Source organism: Streptomyces europaeiscabiei (assembly GCF_001550375.1).
GTDB classification, from domain to species: Bacteria; Actinomycetota; Actinomycetes; order Streptomycetales; family Streptomycetaceae; genus Streptomyces; species Streptomyces europaeiscabiei.
Map to the genome: position 1 here is coordinate 1 of NZ_LRTR01000186.1, position 12,565 is coordinate 12,565.

At 69.9% G+C, this 12,565-nt stretch carries 8 protein-coding genes; 1 reads left to right on the forward strand and 7 read right to left on the reverse strand.

The annotated features are described in order from the left end of the window. Positions 1–543 precede the first annotated feature (543 nt). From AWZ10_RS09090 to AWZ10_RS09120, 7 genes are all read right to left on the reverse strand, one after another. Positions 544–825, reverse strand: a complete 282-nt coding sequence (locus tag AWZ10_RS09090; RefSeq protein WP_037694641.1) for a hypothetical protein — start codon at positions 823–825, stop codon at positions 544–546. A 201-nt stretch (positions 826–1,026) separates the two neighbouring features. Then, complete coding sequence (locus tag AWZ10_RS09095) at positions 1,027–1,461, reverse strand: VOC family protein (RefSeq protein WP_046704374.1); 435 nt, start codon at positions 1,459–1,461, stop codon at positions 1,027–1,029. A gap of 254 nt (positions 1,462–1,715) precedes the next feature. Continuing rightward, positions 1,716–4,166, reverse strand: a complete 2,451-nt coding sequence (locus AWZ10_RS09100; protein ID WP_240439643.1) for a galactose oxidase-like domain-containing protein — start codon at positions 4,164–4,166, stop codon at positions 1,716–1,718. A gap of 44 nt (positions 4,167–4,210) precedes the next feature. Continuing rightward, positions 4,211–5,563 carry a glycosyltransferase gene (locus AWZ10_RS09105; RefSeq protein WP_046704372.1) on the reverse strand — a complete coding sequence of 451 codons (1,353 nt, stop codon included), beginning with the start codon at positions 5,561–5,563 and terminating at the stop codon, positions 4,211–4,213. Then, the gene (locus AWZ10_RS09110; protein ID WP_046704371.1) at positions 5,560–7,302 is read right to left on the reverse strand and encodes an ArnT family glycosyltransferase; all 1,743 of its coding nucleotides are present in this window, start codon (positions 7,300–7,302) and stop codon (positions 5,560–5,562) included. The genes AWZ10_RS09105 and AWZ10_RS09110 overlap by 4 nt, the downstream gene beginning before the upstream one ends. Next, positions 7,299–8,561, reverse strand: coding sequence for a glycosyltransferase (locus AWZ10_RS09115; protein ID WP_046704370.1), 1,263 nt, complete (start codon positions 8,559–8,561; stop codon positions 7,299–7,301). The genes AWZ10_RS09110 and AWZ10_RS09115 overlap by 4 nt, the downstream gene beginning before the upstream one ends. 211 nt (positions 8,562–8,772) lie before the next feature. Next, on the reverse strand, positions 8,773–10,821 hold the full coding sequence (locus AWZ10_RS09120) for a thioredoxin domain-containing protein (RefSeq protein WP_060890831.1): 2,049 nt from the start codon (positions 10,819–10,821) through the stop codon (positions 8,773–8,775). Between the two features lie 236 nt (positions 10,822–11,057). Here AWZ10_RS09120 and AWZ10_RS09125 point away from each other — a divergent pair. Continuing rightward, on the forward strand, positions 11,058–12,565 hold a 1,508-nt coding region (locus AWZ10_RS09125; RefSeq protein WP_244172446.1), incomplete at its 3' end, for an ATP-binding protein.

Consider the following 12,565-nt stretch of genomic DNA (forward strand, 5'->3'; position numbering starts at 1 on the left):
CGGGCGCGGGTGACGCGGCGGGGAGTGGGCCCCCGCGCACGGCTCGGCGGCCGTGCCGATCACGCGGAGCACCGCCTCGGCGGTGCTCCGCGTGCTCACCTGCATTCTGATGCCGGTCGCCCTGCTCACGGTGTGGATGCACGACATCGCGCTGGACACCGACCGGTAGGTGGAAACGGTCTCGCCGCCGGCCTCGGATCCTGCGATCGAGGACGCGGCGGTCAGGCGCATCACTCACGCCGCGGATGTACGGGTGGACGGCAGCCAGGCCGCCGCGGACATCTCCGTGTGGCTGCAGTCGCAGGGGCTGCCGCCCCGCGCCGTCGCAGGCCGTGAAGGGACTGGCCCGCAGCTCGACTCCGCGGTCAACGGCATGGTCGAGAAGGTGGCCACCCGCTTCGTACGGAGCGATCGCTTCGACCGAAATGCGGACCGGCGTCAGGCAGCGCCCGGATCCGGTCCGGACAACCCGCGTGGTCCCCGACAGGAGGCATCGCGCCACCCACCGGACCCGGGACCCGGTGGGTGGGCGGCTTCGCCGGACTAGCGGGTGAGTGATCCGTTCTGAGCGTCGGACGCGGACTGCCACGCCCGCACACCCGCTCGGGACGCCTCCTTGGCCTGCTGCCACTTCATGGCCGCCTGCTGGGCCGGGGGCACGTCCATGTCGCGGATCATGCGCCGACCTGCCATGAACACGGCGAAGGCCCCGATGGCCATGCCGGCGCATGCCACCGCGGCACCGGCCGCGGTGAGCACGGCACCGGTCGTGACGAGCCGGGTGTCGATCTCGATCGTCCGATGGGACTGGTGGTGCTGGTTCATGACTCCACCATCCAACGTGGGTAAGCACCTCGCATCCCGACCGCAGTACCGCAGTACCGCGGTGATCAGCGCCGGGCCGGGCATACCGCTTCGCACGTGACCCGCCGCCGCCCCGCCCGAGCACGACATGCGCCGCGGCCGCACTCCGTGGCGGTCACGCTCTCGTCGGGGTCCGGCATCGACGCCGCCCTCGGAGCATGGTCAGTCGAGACAGAACTCGTTGCCCTCGATGTCCTGCATCACGATGCAGGACTCGTTGTGGTCGTCGGCGAGCAGCACTCGCACGCATGTCGCGCCGAGCGCGACCAGTCGTGCGCACTCGGCTTCGAGCGTGGCAAGGCGTTCTTCGCCCACGAGCCCGGTGCCGGCTCGCACGTCGAGATGCACCCGATTCTTGACGACCTTGCCTTCGGGGACGCGCTGGAAGTACAGGCGCGGGCCCACGCCCGAGGGATCACCGCAGGCGAACGCCGCACCCTGCCGCTCAGCCGGCAGAGAGCGATCGAAATCGTCCCACGTGGTAAATCCCTCCGGTACCGGCGGTACGACGTACCCCAGCACCTCGCACCAGAAGCGAGCGACGCGCTCGGGGTCCGCGCAGTCGAAGGTGACTTGGAACTGCTTGATCAACGACATCGGCGCACCCTAGCAGGGGGACTCCGCCGCTCATTTCCCGGTGGGAATGCGCGTGTTGCAGGGGGGACGGCCCCCTGGCGGCGGCTGCTGTGCGTGCGGTCGGCCTGGGGGATGAACCGATGTCGATGCCTTCCAGGGGGCTGCCGTGCCCGCTGTTCCGGACCGGACCGCGGCCCCGCACCCGGCAGATGTCGCCAGGTGCGGGGCCGCGTTCCCACGGTGTACCTCTCAGGTCGTACCGTCCGTGCGCATCGTCAGCGGCGCTTCACGTCCGCCTTTCCACACGCCGACCCGTCCCTGTTCCGGTCCAGCTTCAACGGGTCGTCCTTGCCGTTGACCTTCAGGCGACCGTAGTCGTTCTCCTTCAGCCACTGGCAGCGGGACGCCGTCGTCTTCTCGACCTCGTCCGGGAACGTGGTCGGGACGCAGACGTTCGCCGTGCCGTAGTGGCGGTCGCAGCCGGAGATCGTGGGGCTGACCTTCTTCGACTTGGTCTTCTTCCGAGGGCCGGTGGTCTTGCCCTTCGGGGCGTCCGCGAAGTCGTGGACGTGGGCCGAGGGGGCTTCGCCGGAGGCCTGGGCCAAGGCCGTCGGGCCCTGGAGGTGGACCCATTCCGCCACCGACGGAACGCCGTTGGCATCGACCGCGAAGAGCATGTACCAGCCGGGCGGGGCCAGGTTGGGGTTGCTCGTCACGTTCAGGTCGATGTTGTTGCCGTCGACCGAGAGCGGCAGATCCACGAAGCGCTGGTTCGGGTCGGAGGAGTGGGTCACCGCCGCGGGGCGGATCAGTTCCGCCTTCGCGATGGGGCGGTCCACCGTGATGCGCTGCGTGTCACCGTAGACCCACTCCTTGTCGATCACCGAGGTGATCTTCGGGCGGGCGCCCTTCAGGAGGTACGGCGGGGTGTAGATCGACACGTCGTGGTTCCACGTGCCGTTGCCCGGGTTGTCGCCCGTGGTCATGACGCGGCCGTCGGGGAGGAGGAAGGCGGAGGAGTGGTAGCCGCGCTCCTCGGGATCCGTCGCCACCGGGTCGAACGTGTTGGTCGCCGGGTCGTAGAGCGACGTCTCGAACACCGGGTCGGCCCGGTTGTGCAGGGCGCCGCCCGTCTCCAGGACCTTGCCGTCGGGGAGGAGGACCGCCGAGACGTACATCTTGCCCTGGTTGCCCGTCTGGGCGACCTTCCCGTTGCCGAGGTCCACCGTGCCCTGCGGTATCGGCGGGCCGGCGACGTACGCCGGGTTCGCGGCCTTCAGGTCGATGACGTCGGTGAGACGGTTGGCGTCGGGGTTGGACTCGATGTTGCCACCGCCGAGTGTCAGGACCTTCTGGTCCTGGGCCGGGGGCAGCAGCACGCTCGCGGACTGGTCGCGTTGGTCCTTGTTCTGCAGGCCGGGGATGGACGTGATCGTGTTGGCACCGTAGTCGTAGATCGCCGAACCCGTGCCGGGGATGTTGTTGCCGAAGACATGGCTGCCGGAGTAGAAGAGGCGGCCGTCCTGCATGAGGATCATCGACGGGTACAGGCCCCAGTACGACCAGGTCTGGTTGACCTTCCAGAGTTCGAGCCACTTCTGCTCGGCGTCCGACCACAGCTCGGCCGTCACCGAACCGGTGGAGTCCTCGCGCAGACCGCCGAACGAGATGACGTCACCGTTGCCGAGGATCGTCGCCGACGGATACCAGTGGCCGTCGTTCATGTCGTTGGTCTTGCTGTAGGTCTCCGTGACCGGGTCGAAGATGTACGAGTCCTTGTAGCCCTCGTAGCCGTGTCCGCCCACCACCGGGTACGCCTTGTTGCCGCTCATGACGAGGACACGGCCGTCGTCCAGTTGGACGTGGCCCGCGCAGAACATGTCGTCGGGCGTGGGGATCTGCTTGTACGTGCCCTTCACCGGGTCGTAGACCGCGCTGGTGAAGGTGCCCGCCTCAAACATCTGCTCGCTGTTGCCGGAGCCGGCGATCAGCAGCACCTTGCCGTTGTTGAGGACGACGGAGTGCATGGAGCGGACGGGGTTCTGGGTGGGCAGCACGTCCCAGCGGCCGTTCTGGCACTGCTCCGGTGTGCCCGTGCACTCCGGCTCGGGGACGGGGTCGGCTACCTGGTCCATCGTGTAGTCGTCGGTGGTGACGGAGCCGGTGCCGTAGACGGAGACGCCCCAGGTGATCCGGTCGGTGCCCGCCGGGATCTCGGGGGTGCGGACCGTCGCCTCGGTCCAGCTCCCGGCCATGTCCAGCGTCTTGAGGTCGGTCCAGTACTGCCAGCCGGCCGTGGTGTCGTGCCGGAACAGGGTGACGGACGTGTCCGGGGTCGTCGACTTGTACCAGAGGGCCAGGTCGTACTGCTTGCCCACCGTGACGGAGGGCGCGCAGGCCGCCGACTCGGTGATCAGGGCCTTGCGGTCGCCGGAGACCCGACGGGTCAGCTCGACCTTCATGGCCTTGGTGCCGGAGTGGGCGCCCGCCACGGTGGTGAAGGTGAAGTCGTTGTCGCCCCAGCCGGACTTCTCCCAGCAGTACGGCATGCCGTCACTGCCGGCCGTCTCGAAGCCGGGGTTCTGGATGAGGTTGGCGGCGGACGCGGGCTGGGGCGAGAACAGCAGGAGGCCGGCGGCGAGCGCTCCGGTCGCCAGCAGGGCTGTTCTTCGTCTGGGTCTGGTCCTGGGTACGGGTCTGATGCGGAACTTCAAGCTGCTCTTCAAGCGGCTCTGCAATCTGCTCTTCAAGCTGCTCTTGAGGTGGCTCTTCACACGGCTCTCCTTGCCGGCTCGACCTGCTCCTGTTCGCCGTGCTCCCCACGGCGAGACGTCTTTCGCGGCAGATAGACCAGCGCCTCGGTCCCCACGAAGCGCAGTACGAACGTCGTCACCAGGGCGAGCGCGGTCGCGGACAGCGCCCCCATCCCGAACCTGCCGACGAACAGGGCGATCAGCGGGATGCGCAACACCAGGTCGGCGTTGGCGAGCAACGCGAACCGCCCGATGCGGTCCCATCCCTTGCGGTGCCTGCGCCGCTCGCGGAAGCACAGGTGCTCGATGAGGAAGAAGTTCCAGACCACCCCGAGCTGGTTGGCGAGGATCTCGGCGGGAACGTAGTGCATGCCGGCCGAGGTGAGCGCGTACAGGCCCGCGAGGTTCGGCAGGAAGCCGGTGACGCCGATCAGTCCGAAGACCATCATGCGGGCCAGCGGTGAGGCGGTGCGCAGCCCGACGAGGTGGCGCAGGAACCTGAAGCCCTCCTGCGCGGTGGACTTGGACTCGCCGGCGTACCGGTCCTGGAACACGAACGGCACCTCCGTGACCTGGCGCGGGCGGCTGCGCACGGCGAGTTCGAGGAGGATCTTGTAGCCGAGCGGCTGGAGGATCTCAGCGGTGACCACGCTGCGGCGGATCGCGAAGAAGCCGCTCATCGGGTCGCTGATGCCGTGCAGCCGGCGCGGGAAGAGGGACTTGGTGAGCCAGGTCGCCCCGCGTGAGACGGCCACACGGTAGCTGCCCGCGAGCCCGGCCCGGCTGCCGCCCTTGATGTAGCGGGAGGCGACCACCAGACCCGCTGACGACCGCTCCCCGGTCGCCACCAGCTCCGGTACCAGCGAGGGCGGATGCTGCAGGTCGCCGTCCATGACGACGATCCAGTCGGACGTGGCCGCCTTGATGCCCTCGACGACGGCGCCGCCGAGTCCGCCGACCGGTTTGTCGCGGTGCAGCACGGTCACCGGGAACGGGCAGTCCCGCGCGGCCGCGTTGATCACCTCGGGGGTGTCGTCGGTGGAGTCGTCCACGAAGACGACCTCGCAGGGCAGCCGCCCGGGCACCGTCTGCGTGATCTGGTGCAGCAACTCCCGTACGTTCGCGGACTCGTTGAAGGTGGGAACGACGATGGTGACGGCCCCGGGCTCGGGAACCGTGTTCGCAGGCTCGGTTCGCCCGAGGGGCGCAAGGGCCGGTGGCGGGAGGGCGATCGTGCTCGGCCCATCGGCTCTCCGCGCGTTCGCCCTCTCACCTCCGGCGCGCCCCTTCGGCTCACTCGCCGTGGCACCGTGCACGGCTGGGTCGCCCAGCTCTTCGGGGGCGGTGGACTCGTGCCTTCCGCTGTTCATCGGTCGCCTCCAGCGGCCTCGGTATCGCGGATTCGGTCGTCGTCGCCGGCCGCCTCGGTCTCGCGCGCTCGTTCGTGGCCGCCGGCGGCCTCGATCCTGCGGATCTCGATCCGGTCCTCGCCGGTGCCGAAGGTGGCGACCGGTGTCGAGTTCTCCATCGCGCCCTTGACGTTGGGCAGGTCGACCGCGTCGCGCCGCACGGTCGGGGAGGCGACCACGTAGTCGAGGTCGCGCCAGCCGCGCGGCATCGTCTTCGTCACCGCCGGGTCAAGGTCGGCCTTGTAGAACCAGATGACGCCGAGGCCTGGCCTGTACCCCTCGTGGACGAGGTCGAGCCAGAGCGCGTCGTCCACGAGGACTCGGGTGCCCGCGGGGTCGTCGACCTCACGGCCGAGCCACTCGGCGGCCTTCTGGTAGGGCGCGTTGGCGTTGAACGTCATCGCGGTGTGGTTGCCGTCGTACCAGCGGGGGACGACGTAGACCGCCGCGGTGGCGGCGAGGGCGACGGCGACCGTGCGGCGCGCCCAGGTCAGGGCCCGGTTCTCGGCCGTGTCGCGCCACCTGCGCAGGACGCCGTGGGCGACGCTCGCCGTGCCGCCCGCGAGGACGAGGGCGAGGAAGGGCAGGGCCTGGAGGACGTACATCGCGGGCAGATAGCCGGGGCGCAGGGCCATTCCGGCGAGGATCGCGACGGCGAGCGCGGGTCCGGCGAGGGCTCGCGCGGTCACCGACCAGCGCCAGGTGACCAGGAGCAGCAGCGCGCCGGCGAGTCCGCCGAGGGGCAGGACGCGGTCGTAGTACAGCCAGGACTGCAGGACGTTGTACGAGCCCGTGCCCTCGGTGAGGATGAAGCCGGAGCCGGGGCGGCTCATCTGGTAGACGATGCCGTCCCACAGCGACACATGGCCGGCGCCGGGCAGCAACTCGCCCTTGAGCAGGGCGAACAGCGGGTACGAGGCGCCGATCAGGGTGCAGGCGGTGACGGCGCCGGTGATGGCGAACTTCCGGGTGTCCCGGTGGCTGTGCCGCCACATGGTGAGCAGCACGGCGGGCAGGACGAGGAGCATCGTCTCCTTGGTGAGCACGGCCGCCGCGGCGGCCAGCCCCGCGCCGAAGTGGTGCCAGAGGTGACGGCTCGGTGAGGCGGCGAGGCAGAACGCGAGCAGTGTCCACATCACCGCGATGTTGTCGAGGAAGATCTCCCGCTGGAGCACCACCGACAGCGGGGACAGTCCGAAGAGGGCCATGCCGAGGCCAGCGGCCCAGCGGGGCAGCGAGAGGCGGCGGCCGAGGACGTAGACGAGGACGGCGCTGACCGCGCTGATCCCCAGCATCACCACGCGCATCGAGCCGACGGTCATCGACTCGGGGGCGAGCTGGGCGGGGATCCAGGTCAGTACGGCGAGCTGGAGCCAGCCGAAGGGCGGGTGGTCGTACCAGTAGGTGTAGTGCGCGAGCCCTTTGCCCTCCTGCACGGCCCAGGCCTGCGCGAGATAGGTGCCCTCGTCGTCGCTGAGGGTCGGGTAGTCGGCGATGTTCCACCCCTGCACGATCATGATCGCGACGAGGAGGAGACCGCAGAGGATCAGGTCGGAGCGCGAGTCACGCAGCCGGTTCGGCGGAGGCGAAGTGGAAGCGGTAGCAGTCGTTCGACCGGTCGAACCGGCTGCGGGCGCGGCTGTCCTCTGCGCGGGGACCTTGACTTCGGTCTTGGTCGCCGCGGGAAGTGTGGAGGTCACGCAGGAACGTCCTCTCGGTTCACGTTCGCGAGATGTGCGCCGACGTGACTGGTCAGCTCCCAGTCGTTGCGACCGCGCTGCTCACGCCAGACCGCGCGTACGGCGGCGAAGGCGAGGAGCACCTGGTAGAAGGGGCCGCCCACGATCAGCTTGACGTAGTGGGCGAACCGGACACGGAGGCCGTACTGCTTGCCGAAGTCGTGCAGTCCGACCACCTCGAACACGAAGGTGACGAGGGCGGTGACGGCCGGCAGGAAGGTGATGAAGGCGACGCCGACGGGGACGTCGAGGAAGAGCGCGACGGCCACGTTGAGCGGGATGACCACCCCGGAGAAGGCCTGGAGATACGGCGTCATCAGCGTGTAGCGGGCCAGCAACCGCTGCCGGAAGCCCGGTAGTTGCTTCCAGTCCTTCTTCCGGTAGACCTGGAGGAAGCCCTGGTTCCAGCGGGTGCGCTGCTTCATCAGCGACATCAGGCTGCCGGGGGTCTCCTCCCGGGTCACCATGTCGGAGTCGTAGGCGACGACGACCTTCTTGCCGACGCTGGACAGCCGTACGCCCAGGTCGCAGTCCTCGGCGAGGCAGTTGGGGTCCCAGCCGTCGGCTTCCCGCAGGACGTGGGTCCTTACGAAGACGGTGTTGCCGCCGAGCGGGATGAACCCTTTCTGCGCGTGCAGATGCAGCCGGGACCGGAACCAGAAGAAGTACTCCAGGCAGTTGCGCAGGCTGTACCAGCTGGAGTGGAAGTTGATGAGCTGCACCCCGCCCTGCACGACGTCCGCGCCCGTCGTACGGAAGGCGTGGTCGACGTGGGACAGCAGTTCGGGATGGACCTGGTCCTCGGCGTCGAAGACTCCGACGACATCACCACGGCAGTGCGGCAGCGCGGTGTTCATGGCCTTCGGCTTGTTCTTCTTCTCGTGGTGGTCGACCACCACGCGGACCCGCGGGTCGCGCTCCTCGGCCGTCCGGGCCACCGCGGTGGTCTCCGGGTCGTCGTGCCCGACGATCACGATGATCTCGAAGTCGTCGTGGCTGGATTCGAGCAGTCGTTGGATGGTGTGGTCCAGCACGGCCTGTTCATGGCGTGCTGGCAGCAGCAGTGAGAACGAGACATGTTCGTCGCCGTCCGGTCTGCTGAACCGGGTGGAGGCGAGCACTTCGGGCGTGCGCCACGCGTGCATCTGCCACCACAGGGTGAAAGCGGCCATCCAGAACAGGGCAAGCGAAACGACAGCTATGAGGACAGACGTCAGCAAATTAGATCCCCCCGGACCAATACCCCCTGGCGCGACGGGGATCACTCCCGCCGCGTCACTGCGAGGAGACTAGGGGGAAACTGTGAACCCGGGGAGCCCTTCCGATAAAAACCGTGTTTCCGTTCGAGGGAACATGTAGTCGGAAGTGTCCGCACACAGTCCCGTATCCCGCCAGTTGTTCGATCTTGTCCCGGTCTCCGACCAGCGACTTTCAGCCGGTCGAGGCCACCCCGAGAGCCGTCCGCAACCGATCGGCATCGGTCGTGGGAGCGTCACATGTGAAGTTACGGCAGACATACGCGGTCGGTTCACCGCCGACGAGCGGACGGTCGGCCAGCAACGGCAGCTCATCACTGTCCGTGGTCCCGACGGCGACCACGGCACCCGGCGCGGTCCCCAGCAAGGCCGCCCGGTGCAGTTCCCGCATCCCCGGATGCCCCTGCGGTCCGACCACCGCCACCTCGCGCGGCCCGTCGAGCAGCGCCTCGGCGGTCGCGAGCCCCCACCCGATGAACCTCGGCGCACGCGGGCCCAGCGCCTTCACCACGCCCAACGCCCGCTCGGCAGCGGTCCGATGAGGCTCGGAGCCGGTGTGCGCCGCATAGCTCAGCAGCGCTCCCGCCGCCGCGCTCCACCCCGACGGCGTGGCGTTGTCGGTCGGATCCTGCGGCCGCCGGATCAGCTTCTCCGCGTCGACGGCCGTGTCGTACAGCGCCCCCGACCCCTCATCGACGAACCGGGCGAGCACATGGTCGAGCAGGAACCCCGCGAACTCCAGCCACACCCCCTCCCCCGTGACCGACGCCAGCGCCAGGAACCCCTCCGCGACATCCGCGTAGTCCTCCAGCACCCCCGCGTTGGCCCCCACCTGCCCGTCCCTGCTGGTCCGCGCGATCCGCGCCTTCTCGTCCAGGTGCAGTCGTACGAGGAGGTCCGCGGCGGCGATCGCGGCGTCCACCAGGTCGGGGCGGTCGAAATAGGCGCCGGTCTCGGCGAGCGCGGCGACGGCGAGCCCGTTCCAGGCGGCGACCACCTTGTCGTCACGGCCCGGGGCGGGGCGGCGCGACCGCGCCCCATGCAGCCGGTCCCGGATCGACTCGATCCTCTCGGCGTCGAACACGCCCTCATGCTGCGGGAGTTGCAGCACGGACGCACCCTCCTCGAAGGTCCCCTCCTCCGTGACCCCGAAGTACTGCGCGGCGAGCCGCGCGTCCTCCTCGCCGAGGACCTCGGTCAGCTGCTCCGGCGTCCAGACGTAGTAGGCGCCTTCGACGTGCTTCCCGGAACCGGTGCCGTCATCGCTGTCGGCGTCCAGGGCGGAAGCAAATCCGCCCTCGTTCGTCCGGAGTTCACGGACCATGAAGTCGGCCGTCTCCAGGGCCACGCGCCGGGCGAGTTCGGAGCCGGTGGCCCGCCACAGGTGGGCGTAGACCCGGCAGAGCAGGGCGTTGTCGTACAGCATCTTCTCGAAGTGGGGTACCACCCACTCGCGGTCGACGGAGTAGCGGGCGAAGCCGCCGCCGAGCTGGTCGTAGATGCCGCCGCGGGCCATTCGCTCGCAGGTGTCCTGGGCCATCTGCAGCGCGCCCTCGGAGCCGGTCCGCGCCGCGTGCCGCAGCAGGAACTCGATCACCATCGACGGCGGGAACTTCGGCGCCCTGCCGAATCCGCCGCGCGCCGCGTCGTACTCCCGGGTGAGCCCCAGCAGCGCCTGCGCCAGCTCGTCCTCCCCGGGCGCGTCGACCGCCGCGAACTTCAGCTCCCGCCCGGCCAGATCCCGCACGATCTTCCCGGCGACCTCGGCGACCTCGTCCCGCCGGTCGGTCCAGGCGGCCCGCACGCCCTCCAGCACCTGCCGGAAGGACGGCATCCCGTGCCGGGGCGCCGGCGGGAAGTACGTCCCGAAGTAGAACGGCTCCCCTTCCGGCGTCAGGAACACGGTCATGGGCCAGCCGCCCTGCCCGGTCGCCGCCTGCACGGCCTCCATGTACACCGCGTCGACGTCCGGCCGCTCCTCCCGGTCGACCTTGACGCTGACGAAGTGCGTGTTCAGGTACTCGGCGGTCTCCCGGTCCTCGAACGACTCGTGCGCCATCACATGACACCAGTGGCAACTCGAGTAACCGACGCTGAGCAGCACCGGCACCCCCCGCCGCCGCGCCTCCTCGAACACCTCCGTCGACCAGGGCCACCAGTCGACCGGGTTGTCGGCGTGCTGGAGGAGATAGGGGGAGGTCTCGTGGGCCAGTCGATTCGCCATGGACACCATCATTCCCCAGTACCCGGGAATCACAGTTCAGCACGGGGCGCGCGCCCCGTCAGGGGCGCGGGGAACTGCGCGGGCAACCACGACGGACCCGCGGTCGGCGAACAACCCAACCACCCACGGCGAACCCCGCACCTCACCCCCAGCCTACGATCACGCCCTCTCGCCTAGTCGCGCCCATCGCCCCACACTGGCCGGAGGCAACCGTTTCGGCGATAGGGGGACGTGGGATGCGGGACAGCCACCGGGGGGAGGCCGAAGGGCTGTTGGTCCGGGCGGTCGAGGAGGAGGTCCGCAGGTCGGGCGGCCGTACGGACGGGGTGGTCCTGCTCGGCCGCGCCCGCGTCGCGCTGGACACGATGGCGCGGAACGCGGCCGAGGAGTACGAGGCGTACACCCGCGCACTGGACGAGTCGGAGGTCGGCCGCCTCACCTTCGGCCAGCGCTACGCGAAGGAGGGCTCCGGAACTCCCCTGCTGGTCGCGGCCGTTGCCGCAGGCACGGCGGTCGTGGCCGACCTCTCCTTCGGCGTCGACGCCGGCACCGCCGTCAGCACCGGTCTGATCGTCGGCATCGCGAGCGCCGTGGCCACGGTCCTGAAGGTGACCGCCTCCCACGTGCCCGCGGCCCACCACCGCGCGGGCGCCCTGGGCCAGCCCGGCGGCCCCGAGCAGCTTCGGCTGCAGTGGCTGACGGCGCTGGAGGTGCGCGGGATACGCCCGTTCCTGGACCAGCAGCGTGTACTCGCCGCGGCCACGCCGAAGAAGAAGGCGCCCCAGCTGCGCGGTGCCGACAAGAGCGCGGCGGCGCGGCGGCGCAACGTTCTTGAACAGTCGTTCGCCCAACTCCCGGAGGCGGACGACCGGTTCGCGGGCCGGCGCACGGAGATGGGGAGGATCCGCCAGTGGGTACAGGCGGCCCGCGCCGAGACCGAGACCCGGCCGACGGTCGTCGTGCTGCACGGCGCGCCCGGCTCCGGCCGTACCGCCCTCGCCGTCCGCGCGACCCACGAACTGCGGGACTACTTCCGCGGCGCCTGTGTGGTCGATCTGCGCGCCGACAGCCCGGAGGAGACCCCGCTCTCCACCCGGGACGCGCTGATGCATCTGCTGAATCGTCTCGGCGCCCCCCGCGACCAGCTCCTCTTCCGTGAGCGCACCTCCCAGGACCAGCAGGTCAGACGGCTCAGCGAGCTGTACCACCAGCACCTGACGGCCCTGCCCGTGACGATCGTCCTGGACGACGCCTCCGACCCCGAGCAGGTCCGCGTCCTCGTCCCCGAACGCTCCGACAGCCTCGTCCTGGTCACCGCCCGCACCCCGCTCGCCCTGCCGGCGGACCTGCCCGCCTGGGTCCATCAGCTCCCGGTCGAGGCGCTCGACGGGGAGGGCGCGATGGAACTCCTGGAAACGGCGGCCCAGAGCGCCGAGGTCCTGTCCTCGGGTCCCCCGGCACAGGCTTACGGCAGCTCGGGCTCGGCAGAAGCCGTGGAAGTGACCGACCCGAACTCGTACAACGCCGAACCCGTCGCCCGGATCCGGGAGTTGTGCGGCGGCCTGCCCCTCGCCCTGCGCATCGCCGGCTCCTCCCTCGGCCCGCGTGAGCCCCGCCAACTGGCCACCGACCTGGGCGCGTACGGTCCGGTCGAGCCGGTCGAGCGCGCCCTGTGGCTGCGCTACACCGACTTCGGGGAGTCCTCGCGCCAGCTGTTCCGCCGGCTCGCGCTGGCCGGCCGCGC